This is a genomic window from Mycolicibacterium sp. 624, from assembly GCF_040548615.1.
GTDB lineage: Bacteria > Actinomycetota > Actinomycetes > Mycobacteriales > Mycobacteriaceae > Mycobacterium.
On sequence record NZ_JBEPRZ010000002.1, the window covers coordinates 154,555 to 177,851 of the forward strand.

Below are 23,297 nucleotides of genomic sequence, written 5' to 3' on the forward strand. Positions count from 1 at the left end.
TCTGCGGCCGCTTGCCGAACACCGGGCCGCCATCCCCGCAGAAGCTAGGAACGAACTCGGGTGAAACGGTGCAAGAGCCACGCCAGTGGCACCGTCACCAGCATGGTCATCACGAACAGCCAGAACATCGACCCGGTGTAGATCGGGTAGTGCAGGACGTTGACCATGACGAGTTCCATTGTGACGAGGTGGATCAGGAAGATCTCATAGGAGATCTCGCCGAGGAAGACCATCGGCCGACTCGCCATGAAACTCGCATACCAACCGCGGTCGGCCAATGCCAGCGGCGCCACGACCAGGGTCGAGATAATGGCGTAGAAGCCCGCCTTGAACAGGCCCTCCCGCAACTCGGCTGGCGAGGTGGTGGGTTCGCCTGCGATCGGCGTGGACGCGATGAAGTAGCAGACGAGCGCCAGCGGCACGCAGACCATGGCGTAGCCGCGTACCCCCATCTCCCGTAGCGCGGCAAGGACCATGCCGCCCACGAACCACGCGAGGTATGTCGGCAGCCAGAGCTTGGCCCCATCGGGCAGGAAGTCCGTGACGTGCACCAGCGTCAGCCACGCCGGCGTGACGAGGGCGAGCACCATCAGACCCGCGAGCAGCAGCCTGGGTTGCCACCGGCGACGGCACAGCACCACCAGCAACAGGTAGGCCAGCACCGGAAGCGCGACGTAGAACGCGACCTCCACGGCCAGACTCCACATCTGCGTAAGCCCTTGGTGCAGATAGGAGAACAGGTAGTCATCGGTGTAGATCTGGGTCAGCGTCAGGTTGCGGAACAGACCCATCCAGGTGTGGCCGGGGTTCGGGCCCGCCGTGCGGAAGTGATACAGCAGATACGCCGCGAGCACCGTGACCACGTAGGCAGGCATGATGCGCCGCACTCGGTGCCACGCGTAGCGACGGACCGACGGCGCCTCGCGGCTCGCCGCGGCGGCTGCCCGCACCCACGGGCTGAACAACAGGAACCCGGAGAGCACGAAGAAGATCGGCACGCCGATCTCCATCCGCGAGTACACCAGACCGGGATAGCCGTGGGTGTACTTGCCCGTGGTGTAGGCCGCGTGCGTGAGCACCACCAAAATCGCCGCGACAGCGCGGATTCCGGTCAGCGAGTCGACCCGTGAGGCCGACACCGATTCCAATCCCCCCTGCGCGTCGAGTCCCTTGGACAGCGTCACTTCAGGAGGTCTACTTGGGGTTGTAGCGCGCCTTGGGCCCGCTATCGGGTTCGAGGTGAATGAGCTGGCCCTGAATGCGGGTGCTCGCAAGCTTTTTCATGGTCTCACCGGACAGCTTCTTCGGCAGCTCAACAAGCGAGTGATCGACCTTGATGGTGATGTGCCCGAAGTCGCTGCGGTTCAGTCCGCCCTCGTTGGCGATCGCGCCAACGATCGCCCCGGGTGCGACCTTGTGTCGCTTACCGACCGCGATGCGGTAGGTGGCCAAGTCGGTGCGCCGCTCGCGCGGCTTGCGGTCCGGACGATCGGGCCGGTCGGGGCGCTCGCGGCGCTTCTCCGGGGGCGGCTCCGTCATGAGGAACTCTTCGCCGTCACGACTCAGCAGCGCCAGCGCGGCGGCGATATCTGCCATCGGCACATCGTTGTCGCGTTCGTAGCCCTCGATCAGCTTGCGGAACAGCTCGATCTGGGGTGAGCCCAGCGCACGGGTGATCGAGTCGCGGAACTTCTCCACCCGCTGGGCGTTGACGTCATCGACCGACGGCAACTGGGACTCGACGAGCTTCTGGCGGGTGACGCGCTCGATTGAGTTGAGCAGATGCCGTTCACGAGGCGACACGAACAGAAGCGCTGTACCCGACCGCCCGGCCCGACCCGTACGACCGATGCGGTGGACGTAGGACTCGGGATCGTGCGGAATGTCGTAGTTCACGACGTGCGAGATGCGCTCGACATCAAGGCCACGGGCCGCGACGTCCGTCGCGACGAGAATGTCGATGGAGCCGTCCTTGAGCGCGGTGATGGTCCGCTCGCGGACGGCCTGTGCGATGTCGCCGTTGATGGCGGAGGCGGAGAATCCCCGCGCCCGCAGCTTCTCGGCGACCTCCTCGGTGGCCTGTTTGGTGCGGACGAAGACGATCATCGCCTCGAACGACTCGACCTCGAGCAGCCGCGTCAGCGCGTCCATCTTTCGCGGGCCAGCCACCTGGATGTAGCGCTGTGTGATGTTGTCGGCGGTCGCGGTCTTGGAGTCGACCTTCACCTGGACCGGATCGTGCAAGTACTTGGTGGTGATCTTGCGGATGGCGCCCGGCATGGTGGCCGAGAACAGCGCGACCTGCTTGTACTCGGGCGTGCCCTCGAGGATGCGCTCGACATCCTCGGCGAAGCCCATCTGGAGCATCTCGTCGGCCTCGTCGAGCACCAGGTAGTCCAGGTGCGACAGGTCCAGGCTGCCCTTCTCCAGGTGGTCGATGACACGGCCGGGCGTGCCGACGACGACCTGAGCGCCACGCTTGAGACCGGCCAGCTGCGGCCCGTACGCCGAGCCGCCGTAGATCGGTAGGACGTTGACGTGCAGGTGGGCGCCGTAGCGGCTGAACGCCTCGGCGACCTGCAGCGCGAGTTCGCGCGTCGGCGCCAGCACCAGGGCCTGGGTGACACGGCTGCTGGTGTCGATCTTGGACAGGATCGGGATCGCGAACGCCGCCGTCTTGCCGGTGCCCGTCTGCGCCAGACCGACGACGTCGGAACCAGCCAACATCGCAGGAATGGTGGCGGCTTGGATCGGCGAGGGCGACTCGTAGCCGACATCGGTAACGGCCTGCAGGACGGCTGGGTGTATCTGCAGGTCGGCAAAGGTCATGTCGGCGCTCTGGGCGTCCGATTCGGGCGAGGTCATCGAGGTTGCAGTCTACGTCCTCCAGCGACTCCTTCCCCCCTCGACGGTGTAGAGCCGGGTACCGTGCCCTGTTGTGAAGTGGGTCGCAGACGTTCCGGTGTTCGGAGCGGCAGTACTGGCGGCGGTGTTCCTGGCCGGATGCGGGGCGGGTGATTCGACCGTCTCCAAGACTCCCGAGGCCACCGGACCGGCCGCAGCGGGCACAACGACGGCCCCCGAGCCGACAATCGCCGCGGGCCCGACCACGAGCGCCGCGCCCGCCGACCCGTGCGCGGTCAACCTCGCGGCACCGGAGATCGCCAAGGCCGTTTCCGAACTCCCCCATGATCCCCGCAGTAACCAGCCGTGGAGTCCCGAGCCGGTGGCGGGAAACTACAACGAGTGCGCCCCGCTGTCGGTCGTGATCGTTAAGGCGAACACCAACGCCGGTAACGCCAACACCAGGGCCCTGATGTTCCACCAGGGCAAGTTCATCCCGTCGGGCGTCCCCGACACCTACGGCTTCAACGGCATCGACGAGGCGACGACCACCGGCGACACCATCGCCCTGATGTACGCCAACGACGCCAGCGGGCTGCGCAGCATCGTGCGGTTCCGGTGGAACGGCAATGGCGTGGAATTGATCGGCAACACCGGATAGCGAGTGCGCCCTCGTGTCGGCGCGCTCCCCTACAGTGGCGGACGATGTTCGTCCTCGACGACCGCGTCGTCTACAGCGCGTCTGATCTCGCCGCCGCGGCACGGTGCGAGTACGCGCTGCTGCGGGCGTTCGACGCCAAGCTCGGCTGGGGCCCGAAGGTCTCATCCGATGACGAACTGCTCGCGCGGACAGCGCAACTCGGTGACGACCACGAAGGCCGCCACCTCGATGAGCTTCGTGCCGACACCGGCGAGAACGTGGTGGTGATTGGCCGGCCCCGCTACACGATCGCGGGCCTGACCGCCGCAGCCGAGGCGACCCGCAGCGCCGTCGACCGACGGGCGCCCGCGATCTTCCAGGCCGCGATGTTCGACGGCCGCTTCCTGGGCTTCGCCGACTTCCTGGTGCTCGCCGATGATGAGACCGGCCAGCGGTACCGCCTGCGAGACACCAAGCTCGCGCGCTCGGTCAAGGTCGAGGCGCTCCTGCAACTCGCGGCGTACGCCGACACCCTGGCCAAAGACGGCATTCCGGTGCACCCAGAGGTCGAGCTGCTCCTCGGGGATGGCGTCATGACGAGCTACCGGGTCGACGAACTCCTGCCGGTCTACCTGCCGAGGCGCGCGGCGCTCGAGCGTCTGCTCGACGATCACTTCGCCGGCGGCACCGCCGTGTCCTGGGCGGATGAGAACGTCCGGGCCTGCTTCCGCTGCCCGGAGTGCGCCATCGAGGTCCGTGCGCATGACGACCTGCTGCTGGTGGCGGGGATGCGGGTGAGCCAGCGCGCCCGGCTGCTCGACGCCGGCGTCGTCACCGTGTCGCAACTGGCCGAGCACGCGGGCGCGGTGCCCGAACTGTCGTCCCGCGCGGTCAAGGCGCTCACCGCCCAGGCCCGGCTTCAGGTCGCGCCACGGGTGGACGGCAAGCCGCCCTATGAAGTCGTCGACCCACAGCCGTTGATGGTGCTGCCGGATGCGAACAAGGGTGATCTGTTCTTCGACTTCGAGGGCGATCCGCTGTGGACGCGCAACGGCCGGGAGTGGGGCCTGGAGTACCTGTGGGGCGTGCTCACCGCCACCGACGAGTTCCATCCGATGTGGGCCCACGACCGAACCAGCGAGCGCCAGGCCCTCGACGACTTTCTCACCATGGTGCGCAAGCGGCTCAAGCGCTACCCGGGCATGCACATCTACCACTACGCGGCGTATGAGAAGAGCACGTTGCTGCGGCTGGCGGGCCGGTACGGCGTCGGCGAGGACGACGTCGACGCGCTACTGCGCAACGGTGTACTCGTAGATCTTTATCCATTGGTGCGCAAGAGCATTCGGGTCGGCACCGAGAGCTACAGCATCAAGTACCTCGAGCCGCTCTACATGGGCAACGAGCTACGCAGCGGTGAGGTCACCACCGCCACCGACTCGATCACGCAGTACGCCCGCTACTGCGCACTGCGCGACGACGGGCACGCGGGTGAGGCGGCCGTGGTGCTCAAGGAGATCGAGGACTACAACCGCTACGACTGTCGCTCGACACGTCGGCTGCGCGACTGGCTGATGGCCCGCGCGATCGAGTCGGGTGTTCCGCCACGCGGGCCGCAGCCCGTGCGCGACGACGGTGCGCAGGCCCCCGTCGAGATCGCCGACGGTCTCGACCGCACGCTGCTGCGGTTCGCCGGGGACGGCACCGAGGAGCGCACCGCCGAGCAGACCGCCGTCGCGATGGTGGCCGCCGCGCGGGGGTTCCACAAGCGCGAGGACAAACCGTTCTGGTGGGCCCACTTCGATCGCGTCAACAATCCCGTCGACGAGTGGTCGGACAACAGCGACGTCTTCATCGCCGAGCGAGCCGAGATCGTCAACGACTGGCACCAGCCGCCGAGGGCGCGCAAACCGCAACGACACGTGCGGCTGACCGGCGAGATCGCCAACGGCGAACTGGGCCGGGACATGTTCGCGCTGTACGAACCGCCCGCGCCGCTGGGTCTCACCGACGACCCGGACCGGCGCGCGTTCGGCACGGTGACGGTCATGGAGTGCGACGACCCGGAGGCACCCACCGAGGTCCTCGTGTGCGAGAAGCAGCCCAAGGGTGGCGACGTCTTCGACCGGCTTCCGTTCGCCCTGACACCGGGGTCACCGATCAACACCAAACCGCTGCAGGAGTCCATCGCGGCGACCGCGACGCTGGTCGGCGCGGGGTTGCCGAACCTGCCCGCCGACGCCGTGACCGACATCCTGTTGCGGCGCGCGCCCCGCACCGTCAGCGGTGGCCCACTCCCCCGCGACGGCGATATCGCCGATGACATCACCGCTGCCCTACTGGATCTCGACTCGTCCTACCTCGCGGTGCACGGACCGCCGGGAACCGGTAAGACGTTCACCTCAGCCAAGGTCATCGCACGGCTGGTCAACGATCACGGATGGCGCATCGGCGTCGTCGCGCAGTCGCACGCGGTGGTGGAGAACCTGTTCACCGATCTCATCTCCGCGGGCGTCGACGGCGCCCGGATCGCCAAGAAGACCAACTCCGAGTGCAGGGGCTGGACCGAGATCACCAACCCGGAGTTCGCCGGTTTCATCAGTGACAACGACGGTGTCGTGGTGGGCGGCACGGCGTGGGACTTCGCCAACGACAACAAGATTCCGCGCCTCGCGTTGGATCTGCTGGTCGTCGAGGAGGCGGGCCAGTACAGCCTGGCGAACACCATCGCGGTGGCGCCCTCGGCGCGGAACCTGATGCTGCTCGGCGATCCGCAGCAGCTGCCACAGGTCAGTCAGGGCACACACCCCGAACCGGTCAACGAATCCGCACTGGGCTGGCTGGTCGACGGTGAGCACATTCTGCCGCCCGAGCGCGGCTACTTTCTGGACTACTCGTTCCGGATGCACCCGGCGGTGTGCGGGCCGGTGTCTCGGCTGTCGTATGACGGTCGGCTGCGCTCGCGCGAGGACGTCAGCGCCGCCCGGCATTTGGACGGAGTGGCGCCGGGTGTGCGGGTGCTGACGGTCGATCACGACGGCAACTCCACCGACAGCCCAGAGGAGGCCGCCGCAATCGTCGCCGAGATCGAGGCACTGCTCGGCACGGCGTGGACCGACGAGACCGGCACGCGGCCGCTGGAACCCCGCGACTTTCTGATCGTCACGCCCTACAACGCGCAGGTGGTGACGGTGCGGCGGCGTCTCGATGCCGCAGGTCTCGATGACGTCCAGGTCGGCACCGTCGACAAGTTCCAGGGCAGGCAGGCGCCCGTGGTGTTCGTGTCGATGACGGCATCCTCGACCGAGGACGCGCCGCGCGGAGTCTCGTTCCTGTTCAACAGGAATCGGTTGAACGTTGCGGTCAGCCGCGCCAAGTACGCCGCCGTCATCGTTCGGTCGGCGATGCTGACCGACTACCTGCCCGCCACTCCGGACCGCCTCATCGAACTGGGCGCGTTCCTGTCGCTGTCGAGCGAGTGGTCTGCCGACGACGAGCACTGTGGTACACCCACGGGGTGACCGAACCGCTGTCTACAGCACTGGCCGCCCGCCTGGTGGAGCTTGTCGGGGCCCGCCACGTCAGCACCGACCCTGACGTGCTGGCCGGCCGCTGCATCGACCACACCGGCCGCTACCTGGGTAGGGCAAGCGCGCTGGTGCGGCCGGGCTCCGACGAGGAGGTGGCGGCCGTGCTGCGCGCGTGCCGCGATGCCGGTGCCCGGGTGACGATTCAGGGCGGGCGGACATCGTTGGTCGCGGGCACCGTGCCCGAACACGATGACGTGCTGCTGTCGACCGAGCGGCTCAACGACGTCGGGGCCATCGACACCGTCGAACGGCGTGTCCGGGTGGGCGCGGGCGTCACCGCAGCCGCATTGCAGAGGGCTGCCGCGGGCGTCGGCCTGGTGTTCGGCGTCGACCTGGCGTCACGCGACAGCGCCACGGTCGGCGGCATGGCCTCGACCAATGCCGGCGGGTTGCGCACCGTCCGATACGGCAACATGGCCGAGCAGATCCTGGGTCTCGACGTCGCCCTGCCCGACGGGTCGGTGGTGCGCAGGCACAGCGAGGTCCGCCGCGATAACACGGGCTACGACCTGGCATCGCTGTTCGTCGGCGCCGAGGGCACCATCGGTGTCATCACGGCGCTCGACATCCGGCTGCATCCCACGCCCGCCCATCGTGTCACCGCGATCGCCGGATTCGCCGACCTCGACGCGCTGATCGCCGCGGGTCGTGAGTTCCGCGACGCCGACGGTATCGCCGCGTGCGAGCTGATCGACAGCAGGGCAAGTGCGCTGACCGCCGAGCACCTCGGTGTGGCCGCGCCCGTCGAGGGCGACTGGCAGCTGCTGGTCGAGCTGGCTGGCGACACCGATCAGACCGAACGCCTGGCCGACGCGCTCGAGCGTGCCGATGTGGTCGGCGAACCCGCCGTCGGCGTGGATTCCATTGCCTCCCAACGGCTTTGGCAGGTCCGCGAGTCAGTCGCCGAGGTGCTGGGGCTGTTCGGCCCGCCATTGAAATTCGACGTGTCACTGCCGCTGGCGAGGATCAGCGGTTTCGCGACGGCCGCCAACGCGCTGGTCGCCGAGCACGCGCCGCAGGCAATTCCGGTGCTGTTCGGTCACATCGGCGAGGGCAACCTGCACCTGAATCTGGTGCGATGCGCGCTGGACGGCGACAAGGAGAAGGCGTTGTACGCGGCGATGATGGCCTTGATCGGCGAGCACGGCGGCAATGTCAGTTCCGAACATGGCGTGGGCAGTCGCAAGCGCGACTACCTGTCGATGTCGCGGACCCCTGCCGACATCGCGGCGATGCGCGCGGTGAAGAACGCCTTCGATCCCGACGGCTACCTCAATCCCGCCGTGCTGTTCATCGAGCGTTAGAGGTTGGAGTAAGCCGGCGTAATAGCATGGGGCTCTGACATTTTCACCGGTTGGCGATGAGGTTATCCACAGTCGCGGATTCATCCACAGATCGCCACAACCAGCGACTTTCCTTCTCCCGCGAGCCCGGCGATCCGGGTAAATTCGCACACATGTTCGATGAATTGGTGACCGAGGCATCCACCGCCCGTGGGGGTGGCGCGGTCGCGGCGTGGGCCCGGGTGGAAGCCGCCGCGTGCGCACGCAGGCTCGCCGCGATGGTCGCGATACTCGACGCGCGCCAATCCGCCGACGACTCCGCCTCCCGCGAACAGTGGTACCTGGACAACTGGGCAGCCGTCTGCGCCGAGATCGGCGCCGCCCAACAGATCACCCCCGCAGCCGCCTCCAGCCAACTGCTCGTCGCGACCTCACTACGCGACCGGCTACCCAAAGTGGCCGCACTCCTCGCCACGGGCGCGCTGACCTACCAACTGGCCTCGGCCATCGTGTGGCGCACCGCCCTGATCAAGGACGCTGACGCCCTACGCGCCGTCGACACCGACCTGGCCGCCGCCATAGCGGACTGGCCGCCGATGTCCCAGCACACGACCATCACCACCATCGACACCTTCATCGAACGCCATGACCCCCACGCCATACGACGCACCCAGACCCGAGCCCGCGACCGGTCTGTGGACATCTGCCTCGACGACGCCGGCGGCCTCGGATCCCTGTGGGCCACCCTGTTCGCCCACGACGCCAAGGCCCTCGATCAACGCCTGCATGCGCTAGCGGCCACGGTGTGCACCCAGGACCCCCGCACCCGCGACCAACGCCGCGCCGACGCCCTGGGCGCCCTGGCCGCCGGAGCCGACCGGCTCGCCTGCCTGTGCGGGCAACCCGACTGCGACACCACAACACCGGTCCCGAGTTCGACTGTGATCTACGTGATCACCCACGACGACACCATCACCGACCACAACGACGCCATCGCACGCCAGGACGCCGCCCTCGACGGCGCACAGCCCCGACTGTTCGACAAGCCGGTGCGCGAACTCACCCTGACCGAGGCCCTGACCGACACCGACCCCGGCGAACCCGCCGCCACCACACCCGGGGTCATGATCGGCGGCCCGGTCCTGGCCGGCCCCATCATCCGCCGCCTCGCCCTGACCGCCGCGATCAAACGCATCATCCACCCCGGCAACAGACCACCCGAACCGCGCCACACCCCCTCGGCGGCACTGGCGAACTTCGTGCGCTGCCGCGACCTGACCTGCCGATTCCCCGGCTGCGATCACCCCGCCGATCACAGCGACATCGACCACACCATCCCCTATCCGACCGGGCCGACGTGTGCGTCCAACCTCAAGTGCCTGTGCCGAAAACACCACCTGCTCAAAACCTTCTACAACGGCCCCGACGGCTGGCGCGACCGACAACAACCCGACGGCACCATCATCTGGACCGCACCACACGGACAGACCTACCACACCCAACCCGGCAGCCACCTGCTGTTCCCATCACTGTGCGAACCCACCGCACCCATCACAGCCACGGATACGCGCACCGCCAACACCGGTCTCACCATGCCCCGCCGCGACACCACCCGGGTCGAGGACCGCAAACGACGCATCGACGAGGAACGCCGCGAGAACCAGCAGGCGGCACAGCTGGCGATGGCCAACTCGATCCCACCGTTCTGAGCTAGCCGGTGGGACGCGATCGAATGAGCTTCTCGGCGAACGCTAGTCGCGGAACCGCATCGAGTGCCTGCCGTAGGTGCCCGCATCGTCGTCGTCATCGCGGGAGTGCCTGCCGCCTGATCGACTCGGTGGCGCCGGCGGGGGTGGCGCCTGCACGGCCTCAGTGTCATCGACGTGGAACCCGTTGTGCTCGAACCAATTCGTCCGCGGTTCGGGGTCCTTGGGCGCCGCGTCGCCCAGCAGATCGTCGAGGATGCTGTGCCACGGCTCGCGCCCGTTGTGCTGAGCCTGGGTGGCGGGAGCGGGCAGGTCGTCTACGAGCGCGCTGGGCACGACGGGGTGAACCTCGGTGGTCGCGTCGACCTCGGGTTCGACGTCCGGATGTTCGTCAACCTCGGCGAGGTGCTGCCACGTCTCGACCGGTCCGCCGTGCCAGGTGTCCGCCGGAGCGTGCAGGGGATGCTCGACATGCACGGCGAGCGGCTCGGTTTCGCTGTCATCGGCGGGTGGCCCGGGTGTGACTACCGGTCGGGGCTCGGCCACCGGCTGGGGTCGCTCCCACGCGGTTTCCTCCCACGCGGTTTCCTCCCACGCCGGTTCCTCCGTTTCGATGACGTACTCGACGTACTCGTCATCGTCGGGGTAGTACTCATCGGGGAGGCGGTGCTCATCACGGTCCGACGATCGCGCCGCAGCGGTCGGCGCCAGCTCGTCGGCCCCGCGCAGGAACAACGCCGCGATGATGCCGAACAGCGCGACGAAGGCGGGCAGCAGAAGCGCCTGCGACAACGCCGCGGCGAAGGGCACCTGAAGAAAGTCGGGCAGCTGCGTTATCGAGGCGTCCGAGTCGGCTCGGGCACCGCTGCCCGGCATCTCGGCGCTGATCCGTGACGTCATGAACGCGGCGATGCCCGCGCTGCCCAGCACACCGCCGACCTGACGGGTGGTGTTGTAGACCCCCGAACCGGCCCCGGCCAGCGTGCCGGGCAGGTGCCGGGTGGCCGTCGCGGCCAGCGGTGACCAGATGAACGCCATGCCGACGCCCATCAGGGTCAGCGGCAGCACCAGACGCCAGATCGGCGTCGTCGTCGTCATCTCGAATGACAACCAGGTCAGTGCGATCGCCAGCGCCGAGAAGCCGAACCCGACAATTGGGCGCGGTGGCACCCTGTCGACGAGTTTGCCCACCACCGGGGCAAGCACTCCCGACGCGATGGCCATCGGCGCGACGAGCAGCGCTGAACGTGTCGGCGACAGCCCGCCGACCGCCTGCGCGTAGAACATCACCGGCAGGATCATCGCCGTGACGACGAACCCGATGACCGCGATGCCGAGGTTGGACAGGCTGAAGTCGTGATCGCCGAAGATCCGCAGCGGAATCAGCGGCTCACCGGAGTTGACCGACTGCCAGTAGACGAAGGCCGCCATGAACGCCAGGCCTGCGGCAATCGTGGCCCAGATTCCCGGCGACCAGTCGTGTGACTGGCCCTCCTGCAGCGCGAACACGATGAGAAACATGCCGACGCCGGACAGGAACACACCGAGCAGATCGAAACCGTGCTTCTCGGTGGGCAGATCGGGCACGAGCCAGTACGCCAGCACCAAGCCGATGACGCCGACCGGGACGTTGACGATGAAGATCCAGTGCCAACCCAGTCCGTCGACCAGAACACCACCCGCGAGTGGCCCGACGAGTGTCGCGACACCCGCGGTCGCACCCCAGATGCTCATGGCCACGCCGCGACGGTTGGCCGGGAACAACCGCGTGATCGCCGACAGTGTCTGCGGTGTCAGCAGCGCCGCCCCGATGCCCTGGACGACGCGGGCCGCGATCAGCATCTCGATGCTGCCCGCCAGGCCACACCACAGCGATGCGACGGTGAACAGCGCCAGGCCGACGAGGTAGAGGTTCTTGGGGCCGAACCGGTCACCGAGCCTGCCCGCCAGCAGCAACGGGACGGCATAGGCGAGCAGGTAGGCGCTGGTCACCCAGATGACGGCGTCGTAGTCCGCCCGCAGGCTGTCCATGATCGACGGATTGGCGACGGCGACGATGGTCGCGTCGACCAGGATCATGAAGAAGCCGACCATCATGGCCCACAGCGCGTGCCACGGGTTAGCCGACTGGGGGCTGGTGGCCCGCAGGCCCTTGAGGGTGTCGAGAAGTGTGCTCACCGGCGGACCTCGATCGGGTGCGACGGCGCGGCCGTCCGGCCCGCGAGGGTACGCGGGGCGGCCGGCGAGGGAGCGGGCACCAGCACCGCCCTGAACACGTGTTTCTGCAACATCTACTCGATCACGGGAAACGATTTGTTCCGCCGACGCTACGGACCGAGAAGTTCGGCGACAAGTCGGCGCGGCGGAGCGTCGGTGGTGCTTACGCGCCTTCCGTCACCACCGGGGCAACGCCCTGGTCGCCTCTGCCCGAACGCACCGCACCCATTGCGAGCAACGCGACGAGTGCGATCACGACACCGGCCGTCATCACCACCGACAGCGCTATCTCGTCATTGCCGAGCACGCCGACCAACGGGGCCACGGCCGCGCCGAGGCCGAACTGCGCCGCTCCCAGCAGTGCCGCCGCCGTGCCCGCCGCGTCGGGGTGGCGAGTCAGCGCCAATGCCGGGGCGTTCGGAATCACCAGGCCCATCGCACCGAGGATCAGCCAGACCGGGACGACGAACGCCGCCAAACCGCCCACGCCCGCGACCGATAAGCCGACGAAGACCAGCCCGATGACCGACGACACAGCCAAAGCACACACGGTGATGAACTGCGGTGAGAAGCGTCGCAGGAGCACCACGTTGAACTGCGTGGCGGCGATGAGGGCCACAGCACCAGCGCCGAACACCAACGCGAACGCCTGTTGATCCAGACCGTGCCGGCCCTGCAGCACGAACGACGCGCCCGCGATGTAGGCGAACAAACCGGACATGCCGAGCGCGGCGACCAGCACGAGCATGACAAATCGGCGATCGGACAGCAGCTCGCCGTAGGTCCGCAGGATGCCGCCCACCCGCAGCGGTCGGCGATGCGACCGCGGCAGGGTCTCGGGCAGGGCCAGCGCGGCGAGCAGCAGAAGTCCACCGGCCAGCACGACCAGCACGGCGAACACCCAGTGCCACGACGCGTGCAGCAGCACCGCTGCGCCCAGCGACGGCGCGATGACCGGAGCCACGCCCAGCACGAGCATCAGCCGCGACATCACCGTCGCGGCCGCCGAATCGGAGTACAGGTCACCCACGATCGCCAGGGCCACCACCATGGTCGCCGCCGCACCCATCCCCTGCAGGCAGCGCGCCACGCCGAGTACGACGATGTCGGGCGCGAACATGCAGATCACCGAGGCGATCATGTGCAGCACAATGCCCGCCATCAACGGACGGCGCCGGCCCAGTGAGTCCGAGAGGGGGCCGATCACGAGCTGACCCAGTGCCAGGCCTGCCAGCGTGCCCGTCAGCGTCAGCTGGACTATCGACGACGACACCGACAGGTCATCGGCGATGCGCGGCAGCGCTGGCAGATACATATCGATGGTCAGCGGCCCGAGCGCAACCAGCAAGCCCAGGACCACGATCATCTTGATTCTGTTGGGAGGCGCCGGACTGGCGACCACCACGCTGTCGGCTGTCGTTTCCGCGCTCCTGAGGTCCACGTGCTGCGATGCTGCCATGAACTTGGTTAGCAATGCATATCAATATTTTCTTCCCGAATCGGCGCCGCCCGGCCAACAGTGACCGCGATCACTCCCGGGCAACGCGCACAGACCGCCGTACGTTGGACAAGCGATAGCCTGAACGTTCCTGCGGTTCACACATGTGGAGGCCGACAACTATGAGTGCTCGCTCTCGTGCCAAGGATTTGCAGCCCGTCGGCGCCGACGAAGACCCGAGCATGATGCTCAAGGCGCTGTCCCAGATCATCGAACGCGGGTCACGGGTGCAGGCGCCCGCAGTGAAGGCCTACGTCGACCGGTTGCGCGACCACAGTCCGGACGCGACACCCGCCGACATCGTCAAGAAGCTCGAGAAGCACTACCTCTCCGCGGTGATGGCCAGCGGTGCCGCCGTCGGATCGGCCGCAGCCTTCCCCGGCATCGGGACACTGGTCGCCATGTCGGCCGTCGCCGGTGAGACCGTGGTCTTCCTGGAGGCCACCGCGGTGTTCGTGCTCGCGGTCGCCGAGGTGTACGGCATCCCGGCCGATCATCGGGAGCGTCGGCGCGCACTGGTCCTTGCCGTGCTTGTCGGCGAGGACGGCAAGAACGCCGTGGCCGACCTGATCGGTCCGGGGCGCACCAGCGGCACCTGGCTGGCCGAGGGCGCCGCGTCGCTGCCGCTGCCCGCCGTGTCTCAGCTCAACTCCCGCCTGATGAAGTACTTCGTCAAGCGCTACGCGTTCAAGCGCGGCGCCATCGCGTTCGGCAAGATGCTGCCGGTCGGGGTTGGCGCGGTCGTCGGTGGCGTCGGCAATCGACTGATGGGCAAAAAGATCGTCGGCAACGCCCGCAGCGCCTTTGGCTCACCACCGCTGAGGTGGCCCTCGACGCTGGTCATACTCCCCGCGCCCAAGCAGTAGCAAAGAAAACGTGTCCCGGCGACCGGTCAAATCTGGGGCCAAAATGACCATAAGACGGTTGTCGTGGCCCGCACCGACCGCGGGGGATAGCCTTTAGGGCGGCGCAAGGGCGGGCCGACACACTAATAGATGGCGAGTGCTCCGTAGCTCGTCAGGGCAGAGGAATCGAGGCGACGGCTGCAGTGAGCAGTTCACCTTCACCATTCGGACAAAACGAGTGGTTGGTCGAAGAGATGTACCGCAAGTTCCGCGAGGACCCCTCCTCCGTGGATCCGAGTTGGCACGAGTTCCTCGTTGACTACTCCCCCGAGCCGACCACAGGCACGACCGCTTCGGTGAGCACCAACGGCGCGCGCGAGCCTCAGGCTCCGCCGTCCCCCGCGCCCGCACCGCCCCCCGCCGCACCGTCGCCGGGCGCAAAGGCGCCAGCGACCACCGCAGCACCGAAGGCCCCGACCACGACAGAGCCGAAGGCCAAGACCGCCACCAAACCGGCGACGGCACCACGGCCCGCTGCGCCTGAACCCGCAGCAGCCAAGGCCCCCGCCGGGCCGGCTCCCACCGAGGACGAGACATCGGTGCTTCGCGGCGCCGCGGCCGCCGTGGTCAAGAACATGAACGCCTCGCTGGATGTGCCGACGGCCACCAGCGTGCGCGCCATCCCGGCCAAGCTGATGATCGACAACCGCACCGTCATCAACAACCACCTCAAGCGCACGCGCGGCGGCAAGATCAGCTTCACCCACCTGCTGGGCTACGCGATCGTGCAGGCGGTCAAGAAGTTCCCGAACATGAATCGGCACTTCGCCGAGGTCGACGGGAAGCCGAACGTCGTCACGCCGGCTCACACCAACCTGGGCCTCGCGATCGACCTGCCCGGCAAGGACGGCAAGCGCTCGCTCGTCGTGGCGGCCATCAAGCGTTGCGAGACGATGCGTTTCGGCCAGTTCATCGCCGCCTACGAGGACATCGTGCGCCGCGCCAGGGACGGCAAGCTCACCGCCGAGGATTTCGCTGGCGTCAGCATCTCCCTGACCAACCCCGGCACCATCGGCACCGTGCACTCGGTGCCGCGGCTCATGCGCGGGCAGGGCGCGATCGTCGGCGTGGGCGCCATGGAGTACCCCGCCGAATTCCAGGGCGCCAGCGAGGAGCGCATCAACGAGATCGGCGTCGGCAAGCTGATCACGCTGACCTCGACCTACGACCACCGCATCATCCAGGGCGCCGAGTCCGGCGACTTCCTGCGCACGGTCCACCAGCTGCTGCTCGACGATGAGTTCTTCGACGAGATCTTCCGTGAACTCGGCATCCCGTACGAGCCGGTGCGCTGGCGGACCGACAACCCCGACCCGATCTCCGACAAGAACGCGCGGATCATCGAGCTGATCGCGGCCTACCGCAACCGCGGTCATCTGATGGCCGATATCGACCCTCTTCGTCTGGACAAGTCCCGGTTCCGCAGCCACCCCGATCTCAACGTGCTGACCCACGGTCTGACGCTGTGGGACCTCGACCGCGTGTTCAAGGTCGACGGGTTCGCCGGCGCCGAGTACAAGAAGTTGCGCGACGTCCTGTCGGTGCTGCGCGACGCCTACTGCCGCCACGTCGGCGTCGAGTACACCCACATCCTGGAACCCGAGCAGCAGAAGTGGATTCAGGAACGCGTCGAGGGCAAGCACGACAAGCCGACGGTCGCCGAGCAGAAGTACATCCTGAGCAAGCTCAACGCCGCCGAGGCATTCGAGACGTTCCTGCAGACGAAATACGTTGGCCAGAAGCGCTTCTCGCTCGAGGGCGCGGAGACCGTCATCCCGATGATGGACACGGTGCTCGATCAGGCCGCTGAGCATGGCCTGGACGAGGTGGTCATCGGCATGCCGCACCGCGGCAGGCTCAATGTGCTGGCCAATATCGTCGGCAAGCCGTACTCGCAGATCTTCGGGGAGTTCGAGGGCAACCTCAACCCGAGCCAAGCCCACGGTTCCGGCGACGTGAAGTACCACCTCGGCGCCACGGGCACCTATCTGCAGATGTTCGGCGACAACGACATCGAGGTGTCGCTGGTGGCCAACCCGAGCCACCTCGAGGCGGTCGACCCGGTCCTCGAGGGCCTGGTGCGGGCCAAACAGGATCTGGTCGAGGACGCCGAGAGAGCCGGCCGTTTCCCCGTCGTGTCGATGATGCTGCACGGTGACGCCGCATTCGCAGGTCAGGGCGTGGTCGCCGAGACGCTCAACCTGGCGCTGCTGCGTGGTTACCGCACCGGCGGCACCATCCACATCGTGGTGAACAACCAGATCGGTTTCACCACCTCGCCGCTCGACTCGCGGTCCAGCGAGTACTGCACCGACGTCGCGAAAATGGTTGGGGCGCCGATATTCCACGTCAACGGTGACGATCCGGAGGCCGCTGCGTGGGTGGCCAGGCTGGCAATGGACTTCCGTCAGGAGTTCAAGAAGGACGTCGTCATCGACATGCTGTGCTACCGCCGCCGCGGACACAACGAGGGCGACGACCCGTCAATGACGCAGCCCGGAATGTATGACGTCATCGACACCAAGCGTGGCGTCCGCAAGACCTACACCGAAGCGCTCATCGGCCGTGGCGACATCTCGATGAAGGAGGCCGAGGACGCGCTGCGCGACTACCAGGGCCAACTGGAGCGAGTCTTCAACGAGGTCCGCGAACTCGAGAAGCACGACATCGAGCCCAGCGAGTCGGTCGAGTCCGATCAGGTGCTGCCCGCGAAACTCAGCACCGCCGTGGACAAGTCACTGCTGGCCCGGATCGGCGACGCTCACCTGGCGTTCCCCGAGGACTTCACCGTGCACCCGCGTGTCATGCCGGTGCTGGAGAAGCGTCGCGAGATGGCCTACGAGGGCAAGGTCGACTGGGCCTTCGGCGAGATCCTCGCGCTGGGCTCGCTGGTGGCAGACGGCAAGCTGGTGCGGTTCTCGGGTCAGGACACCCGGCGCGGCACCTTCACCCAGCGGCACTCGGTGATCATCGACCGCAAGACCGGAGCCGAGTTCACGCCGATTCAACTGCTGGCCACCAACGCCGATGGCACGCCGTCGGGTGGCCGGTTCATGGTGTACGACTCCGCGCTGTCGGAGTACGCCGCGGTCGGCTTCGAGTACGGCTACTCGGTCGGCAACCCGGACGCGATGGTGTTGTGGGAGGCGCAGTTCGGCGACTTCGTCAACGGCGCGCAGTCGATCATCGACGAGTTCATCAGCTCCGGCGAGGCCAAGTGGGGCCAGCTGGCCGACGTGGTGTTGCTGCTGCCGCACGGTCACGAGGGGCAGGGTCCGGACCACACGTCGGGCCGAATCGAGCGATTCCTGCAACTGTGCGCCGAGGGGTCGATGACGGTGGCGATGCCGTCGACACCGGCCAACTACTTCCACCTGTTGCGGCGACACGGGATGGATGGCATCCAGCGGCCGCTGATCGTCTTCACGCCGAAGTCGATGCTGCGCAACAAGGCAGCCGTCAGCGACATCCGCGACTTCACCGAGCAGAAGTTCCGCTCGATCATGGAGGAGCCGACCTACACCGACGGCGACGGCGACCGGTCGAAGGTCAAGCGGGTCCTGCTGACCAGCGGCAAGATCTACTACGAGTTGGCGGCCCGCAAGGTCAAGGACAACCGCGAGGACGTCGCGATCGTCCGCGTCGAGCAGCTCTACCCGCTGCCCAAGCGCCGGCTCGCCGCGACACTCGACCAGTACCCGAACGTCGAGCAGTACTTCTGGGTGCAGGAGGAGCCGGCCAACCAGGGTGCGTGGCCGACGTTCGGTCTGGCGATGCCCGAGCAGCTGCCCAATCACCTGACCGGCATCAAGCGGATCTCGCGGCGTGCCATGTCGGCGCCGTCCTCAGGCAGCTCGAAGGTGCACGCCGTCGAGCAGCAGGAGATCATCGACGAGGCGTTCAGCTGACCCTGTCCCTACCGCGAACGTGAAGAAATGCGCGAGATTTCATGGAAATCTCGCGCATTTCTTCACATTGGAGCGCGTTGAGGGCTAGATGCCGAGCAGTCCCAGCGGGATCGGCCCCAGCGGCGACTGGCCGTTGGCCAACGACGTCACCGCGGCCGGGCAGAAAATCGAGATCGCGATACCGGTGAACATGGTGGCCGGGCCCAGTGGCCTGCCGATGGCATCGGAGACGTCGGCGGCGACGTTGGCGACCTGCTGACCGGGCTCGGCGAGCATTGGGCACACCGACTGCCCAACAGAGACCGCGGTCGCCGTATCGACCCCGGACAGGCCGGCCGATGTCAGTGCCGCCACGAAGGCGTCGGCACCGGGATCGGCCGCCGCAGGTGCTGCCAGAGATGTCGCTGCGGCCATGAGGCCGGCCGAGACCGCCATGGAGGCGATGGTCGCGGTACGGATGAACGTCATGATGTGGGAATCGGACCCCGGCCCGGATTCGTTACCCGGCAAGCCCCGTGCCACCGGTACCGCCGGTACTGTCTAAGCTCGACACAAGTCGACGAGGAGTGTGGGTATGCAGGGTTTCGCGGGCAAGGTAGCGGTGGTCACGGGGGCTGGCTCGGGTATCGGGCAGGCACTGGCCATCGAGTTGGGGCGTTCGGGCGCCAAGGTCGCGATCAGCGACGTCAACACCGAGGGCCTGGCCGCCACCGAGGAGGCCCTCAAGGCAATCGGGGCACCCGTGAAGTCAGACCGGCTCAACGTCACCGAGCGTGAGGCGTTCCTGCTGTACGCCGACGAGGTCGCGGCCCACTTCGGCAAGGTCAACCAGATCTACAACAACGCGGGCATCGCATTCGTCGGCGACGTCGAGGTCACGCCGTTCAAGGACATCGAGCGGGTGATGGACGTCGACTTCTGGGGCGTCGTCAACGGCACCAAGGCGTTCCTGCCTCACCTCATCGCCTCGGGCGACGGGCACGTCGTCAATGTGTCGAGCATCTTCGGTCTGTTCTCGGTGCCCGGCCAGGCGGCCTACAACTCGGCCAAGTTCGCCGTCCGCGGCTTCACCGAGGCGCTGCGCCAGGAGATGTTCGCCAACGGCCATCCGGTCGCGGTGACGACGGTTCATCCCGGCGGCATCAAGACCGCGATCATGCGCAACGCGACGGCCGTCGACGGCGTCGACACCAAGACACTGACCGACTTCTTCGACAAGAAGCTGACGATCACCACGCCCGAGAAGGCGGCCAAGATCATCCTCGAGGCGGTGCGCAAGAAGAATGCCCGCGTACTCGTCGGCCCCGACGCGAAGGCGCTCGACGTCATCGTGCGGCTCACCGGATCGGGCTACCAGAAGCTGTTCTCGATGGTCACCTCGAAGCTGATGCCACCGGTTCACTGACCAGATGGGCTAGTGACCGAGCGGGTGCGAGGCCAGCCACTCCGCGGCCACCGCACCAGGTTCGGCGCCCTCATCGAGCTTGCGCAGCATGTCGGCCAGCGAGCCGGTGTCCAGTTCGCCCGCGATCTGGTTGAGCGCCAGCACCTGCCGTTCGGTCAGCTCGTTGCGCCGATAGAGCGGGACGACGTTCTCCGCCCGGATCAACGCGGTGCGGTCGGCAAGCACCACCACCTCGTCGGGGACGTCAGGTGCGGCGGTCGACGTCCAGGCGACGTCGATCCCACCCGCGCGAAGCGACGCGAAGAGCGCGGCCGAGTCGCCGAACTGACGCGGCGCCGCCAGCGTGCACGACCCCACGGAGCGGGGCGTGACCGCACCCTTGAGCGAACCGACCGTCAGCCCATCGCAGTTGCGCACCAATGCGGTGACATCGTGTCCGCCCCAGGCACGCTCGGTCGCCTCGGTGATCGCCACGGCGGGTTCATCCCCCGCGGACTGCGCGTAGTCCCCCGCGCCGACACCCTCGGGTAGCGAGGAGATCATCGACCGGTAGACCTGTTCGGGAGCCCGAGCCGTCGAGCCCGGGTCGAAACGCGCCAGCAGGCGTCCGGTCAGGCCGGGAACCACCAGGACATCGCCGGTGTCGAGATCGGCCACCGGATCGGGGCTGGTCTCGACGTGCGCGGGGCTGCCGTAGTACCGCAGTGCTGCCGCATACAGCTGACCGAGCAGCGCGGACTCGGAATCCTCTGCCGTGCCAACGGCAACAGAGGGCGCGGACGCCTCACCACCGCACCCTGCCAGCAGCAGCGCGACGAGCGCCACCGCCAGCCGGCGCATCGGACGACTCAGACCTTCGAGGCTTCCGCGACCGCTTGCGCCACCGCGGGTCCGACCCGCGGGTCGAGAGCGCCTGGCACGATGTGGTCGACCGCGAGATCATCACCGACGACCCCGAAAATGGCATGTGCCGCAGCGACTTTCATCGCCTCGGTGATACGCCGCGCACCCGCGTCCAGCGCGCCGCGGAACACACCGGGGAACGCGAGCACGTTGTTGATCTGGTTCGGGAAGTCGCTGCGCCCGGTGGCCACCACGGCGGCGTACTTCCTGGCGGCATCGGGGTGGATCTCGGGGTCGGGGTTCGACAGCGCGAACACGATCGAGTTGGGCGCCATGGTCGCGATGAGTTCCTCGGGCACCAGGCCGGCCGAGACACCCAGGAAGACGTCGGCACCGTCGAGTGCCTCGGCGACACCACCGGTGAGGCCCCGCGGATTGGTGCGGCCCGCCAGCTCGGCCTTGAACGAATTGAGGTCGCTACGACCGTTGTGCACGATGCCCTTGCTGTCCAGCACGACGATGTCGGTGACACCGCTGTTCAGCAGAATGTTGGTGCACGCGACACCGGCTGCGCCGGCACCGGAGACGACGACCTTGAGGCTGTGGATGTCACGGTCGAGGACCTTGGTGGCGCCCAGCAGCGCGGCGAGAACCACGATCGCGGTGCCGTGCTGGTCGTCGTGCATGACGGGGCAGTCCAGCGCCTCGATGACGCGTCGCTCGATCTCGAAGCAGCGCGGTGCCGAGATGTCCTCGAGATTGACCGCGCCGAACGTCGGGCGCAGGCGGACCAGGGTCTCCACGATCTCGTCGGGATCCTTGGTGTCGAGCACGATCGGGATGGAGTCGAGGCCACCGAAAGTCTTGAACAGCGCGCTCTTGCCCTCCATGACGGGCAGCGAGGCCGCGGGACCGATATCGCCGAGCCCGAGCACGGCGCTGCCGTCACTGACGACGACGACCAGGCGGTTGGCCCAGGTGTACTTCTTCGCCAGAGTCGCGTCCGCGGCGATCGCGCGACTGACCTGCGCAACCCCCGGGGTGTAGGCGATCGACAGCGCGCGCTGCGTATCGAGCGGCGAGTTCAGCGCGACCGAGAGCTTGCCGCCCTCGTGGGCCGCGAAGATCTCCGCATCGTCGATGACTACCTGTGGGGTGCGCACCGCTGACGAATGCTCGCGCGAGGAATCGATGGCTCCGTTAGACACGGCGCCAGGGTACTTCAGTCGACTTCTCACAGGTTCAGGTTCCCCGCTCGTGAGGAGCCGTGCCCTGTTTGGCGGCGTAGCATTCCGCCTGTCGTGTCGGGCCGGATCGGGTCGCCACGCCCGCCGAGGGAGGTTGACGTATGCCATCGTTCCGCGCGCTGCAGCCCTCGATGCTGCGCAACACCGGCCGCCGTCCTGCCGGCCCGGACGCCGCCTCGATTCACGTTCCCGTGGCACGGGCGATGGTCGACTGCGGCGTATATGCCGACGGCAAGAGGGTTCCCGGCAAGTTCACCCATTCCGCGGCATTGGCGAAGGTCCGCGAACTCCAGGCCGACGGTGTGAGCGCATTCGTGTGGATTGGTCTGCACGAACCCGACGAACACCAGATGCAGGCCGTCGCCGACGTCTTCTGTCTGCACCCCCTCGCGGTCGAGGACGCCGTGCACGCCCACCAGCGGCCCAAACTCGAGCGCTACGACGACACCCTGTTCCTGGTGCTCAAGACCGTCGTCTACGTCGAACACGAGTCGGTGGCCCTGGCCCGCGAGATCGTCGAGACCGGCGAGATCATGGTGTTCGCCGGTGCGGACTTCGTAGTCACCGTCCGCCACGGTGAGCACGGCGGGCTGGCGACGGTGCGCAAGAACCTGGACGCCTCATCCGAGACAGTCGATCTGGGGCCCTACGCCGTCATGCACGCGATCGCCGATCACGTCGTCGACAGCTACCTCGACGTCACCGATCTCATCGAGACCGATATCGACTCGATGGAGGAGGACGTCTTCTCACCTCGCGCTCACACCAACATCGAGTCGATCTACCTGCTCAAGCGCGAGGTGGTCGAAATGCGGCGCGCAGTGAGCCCGCTGACATCGGCACTGCTGAAACTGCTCACCGAACACGAAGATCTGGTCTCGATCGAGGTGCGGCGCTACATGCGCGACGTGCACGACCACAACAGCCGCGCGGCGGACCGGATCGCCGAGTACGACGAGATGCTCAGCTCCCTCGTGCACGCCGCGCTCGGCAAGGTCGCGATGCAGCAGAACGTCGACATGCGCAAGATCTCGGCCTGGGTGGCCATCGCCGCCGTGCCGACCGCGCTGGCCGGCATATACGGCATGAACTTCGACCACATGCCCGAACTGCACCAGGTGTGGGGCTATCCCGCGGTGCTGATGGTCATGGTGACCGTGTGCTCGCTGTTGTATGTGACCTTCCGCCGCAACAACTGGCTGTAATCCCTC

The 23,297-nt window shown here is 67.3% G+C and carries 15 protein-coding genes; 8 read left to right on the forward strand and 7 right to left on the reverse strand.

What is annotated here, in order from left to right; translation table 11 throughout:
• Window positions 1–44: 44 nt before the first annotated feature.
• Both ABIA65_RS07875 and ABIA65_RS07880 read right to left on the reverse strand, forming a co-directional pair.
• Window positions 45–1,184: an acyltransferase family protein gene (locus tag ABIA65_RS07875; protein WP_354523182.1), complete on the reverse strand. Its 1,140-nt coding sequence runs from the start codon at window positions 1,182–1,184 to the stop codon at window positions 45–47.
• A 10-nt stretch (window positions 1,185–1,194) separates the two neighbouring features.
• On the reverse strand, window positions 1,195–2,865 hold the full coding sequence (locus ABIA65_RS07880; RefSeq protein WP_354523183.1) for a DEAD/DEAH box helicase: 1,671 nt from the start codon (window positions 2,863–2,865) through the stop codon (window positions 1,195–1,197).
• A 73-nt stretch (window positions 2,866–2,938) separates the two neighbouring features.
• On the opposite strand from ABIA65_RS07880, the gene ABIA65_RS07885 reads away from it, so the two are divergent.
• The 4 genes from ABIA65_RS07885 (at window position 2,939) to ABIA65_RS07900 (ending at window position 10,066) form a co-directional block, all read left to right on the forward strand.
• Window positions 2,939–3,505, forward strand: a complete 567-nt coding sequence (locus ABIA65_RS07885) for an LppP/LprE family lipoprotein (RefSeq protein WP_354523184.1) — start codon at window positions 2,939–2,941, stop codon at window positions 3,503–3,505.
• 44 nt (window positions 3,506–3,549) lie between these two features.
• Window positions 3,550–7,005 (forward strand): TM0106 family RecB-like putative nuclease, encoded by a 3,456-nt coding sequence (locus ABIA65_RS07890; protein WP_354523185.1) that lies wholly within the window; start codon window positions 3,550–3,552, stop codon window positions 7,003–7,005.
• An 8-nt stretch (window positions 7,006–7,013) separates the two neighbouring features.
• A complete protein-coding gene (locus ABIA65_RS07895) occupies window positions 7,014–8,378 on the forward strand; it encodes an FAD-binding oxidoreductase (RefSeq protein ID WP_354523732.1) in 1,365 nt (454 codons plus the stop codon).
• Window positions 8,379–8,530: 152 nt separating this feature from the next.
• On the forward strand, window positions 8,531–10,066 hold the full coding sequence (locus tag ABIA65_RS07900; protein ID WP_354523186.1) for an HNH endonuclease signature motif containing protein: 1,536 nt from the start codon (window positions 8,531–8,533) through the stop codon (window positions 10,064–10,066).
• Between the two features lie 42 nt (window positions 10,067–10,108).
• Here the strand turns inward: ABIA65_RS07900 and ABIA65_RS07905 are convergent, their stop codons facing one another.
• Entirely contained in the window at window positions 10,109–12,160 is a 2,052-nt protein-coding gene (locus ABIA65_RS07905) for an MFS transporter (protein ID WP_354523733.1), read from the reverse strand.
• A 283-nt stretch (window positions 12,161–12,443) separates the two neighbouring features.
• Window positions 12,444–13,739: a multidrug effflux MFS transporter gene (locus ABIA65_RS07910; RefSeq protein ID WP_371746984.1), complete on the reverse strand. Its 1,296-nt coding sequence runs from the start codon at window positions 13,737–13,739 to the stop codon at window positions 12,444–12,446.
• Between the two features lie 161 nt (window positions 13,740–13,900).
• Between ABIA65_RS07910 and ABIA65_RS07915 the strand changes: the two genes are divergently transcribed.
• Entirely contained in the window at window positions 13,901–14,644 is a 744-nt protein-coding gene (locus ABIA65_RS07915) for a hypothetical protein (protein WP_354523187.1), read from the forward strand.
• A gap of 182 nt (window positions 14,645–14,826) precedes the next feature.
• Window positions 14,827–18,591, forward strand: a complete 3,765-nt coding sequence (locus ABIA65_RS07920; RefSeq protein WP_354523188.1) for a multifunctional oxoglutarate decarboxylase/oxoglutarate dehydrogenase thiamine pyrophosphate-binding subunit/dihydrolipoyllysine-residue succinyltransferase subunit — start codon at window positions 14,827–14,829, stop codon at window positions 18,589–18,591.
• A gap of 84 nt (window positions 18,592–18,675) precedes the next feature.
• On the opposite strand, the gene ABIA65_RS07925 is transcribed toward ABIA65_RS07920, so the two are convergent.
• Window positions 18,676–19,059 carry a DUF732 domain-containing protein gene (locus ABIA65_RS07925; protein ID WP_354523189.1) on the reverse strand — a complete coding sequence of 128 codons (384 nt, stop codon included), beginning with the start codon at window positions 19,057–19,059 and terminating at the stop codon, window positions 18,676–18,678.
• Between the two features lie 106 nt (window positions 19,060–19,165).
• Between ABIA65_RS07925 and ABIA65_RS07930 the strand changes: the two genes are divergently transcribed.
• Complete coding sequence (locus tag ABIA65_RS07930) at window positions 19,166–19,996, forward strand: SDR family NAD(P)-dependent oxidoreductase (RefSeq protein WP_241403830.1); 831 nt, start codon at window positions 19,166–19,168, stop codon at window positions 19,994–19,996.
• Between the two features lie 9 nt (window positions 19,997–20,005).
• Here the strand turns inward: ABIA65_RS07930 and ABIA65_RS07935 are convergent, their stop codons facing one another.
• Window positions 20,006–20,836, reverse strand: coding sequence for a glycine betaine ABC transporter substrate-binding protein (locus ABIA65_RS07935; RefSeq protein WP_354523190.1), 831 nt, complete (start codon window positions 20,834–20,836; stop codon window positions 20,006–20,008).
• 8 nt (window positions 20,837–20,844) lie between these two features.
• Window positions 20,845–22,047 (reverse strand): NAD(P)-dependent malic enzyme, encoded by a 1,203-nt coding sequence (locus ABIA65_RS07940; protein WP_241403828.1) that lies wholly within the window; start codon window positions 22,045–22,047, stop codon window positions 20,845–20,847.
• A gap of 140 nt (window positions 22,048–22,187) precedes the next feature.
• Here ABIA65_RS07940 and corA point away from each other — a divergent pair, with 140 nt between their 5' ends.
• Complete coding sequence (gene corA / locus ABIA65_RS07945) at window positions 22,188–23,291, forward strand: magnesium/cobalt transporter CorA (protein WP_241403827.1); 1,104 nt, start codon at window positions 22,188–22,190, stop codon at window positions 23,289–23,291.
• Window positions 23,292–23,297: the final 6 nt, after the last annotated feature.

Bases quoted from the DNA above. Each gene is read 5' to 3' on its own strand.
- ABIA65_RS07880 (WP_354523183.1), bottom strand. From the start codon at position 2,865: ATGACCTCGCCCGAATCGGACGCCCAGAGCGCCGACATGACCTTTGCC.
- ABIA65_RS07890 (WP_354523185.1), top strand. From the start codon at position 3,550: ATGTTCGTCCTCGACGACCGCGTCGTCTACAGCGCGTCTGATCTCGCC.
- ABIA65_RS07900 (WP_354523186.1), top strand. From the start codon at position 8,531: ATGTTCGATGAATTGGTGACCGAGGCATCCACCGCCCGTGGGGGTGGC.
- ABIA65_RS07905 (WP_354523733.1), bottom strand. From the start codon at position 12,160: ATGATGGTCGGCTTCTTCATGATCCTGGTCGACGCGACCATCGTCGCC.
- ABIA65_RS07910 (WP_371746984.1), bottom strand. From the start codon at position 13,739: ATGGCAGCATCGCAGCACGTGGACCTCAGGAGCGCGGAAACGACAGCC.
- ABIA65_RS07915 (WP_354523187.1), top strand. From the start codon at position 13,901: ATGAGTGCTCGCTCTCGTGCCAAGGATTTGCAGCCCGTCGGCGCCGAC.
- ABIA65_RS07925 (WP_354523189.1), bottom strand. From the start codon at position 19,059: ATGACGTTCATCCGTACCGCGACCATCGCCTCCATGGCGGTCTCGGCC.
- ABIA65_RS07930 (WP_241403830.1), top strand. From the start codon at position 19,166: ATGCAGGGTTTCGCGGGCAAGGTAGCGGTGGTCACGGGGGCTGGCTCG.
- ABIA65_RS07935 (WP_354523190.1), bottom strand. From the start codon at position 20,836: ATGCGCCGGCTGGCGGTGGCGCTCGTCGCGCTGCTGCTGGCAGGGTGC.
- corA (WP_241403827.1), top strand. From the start codon at position 22,188: ATGCCATCGTTCCGCGCGCTGCAGCCCTCGATGCTGCGCAACACCGGC.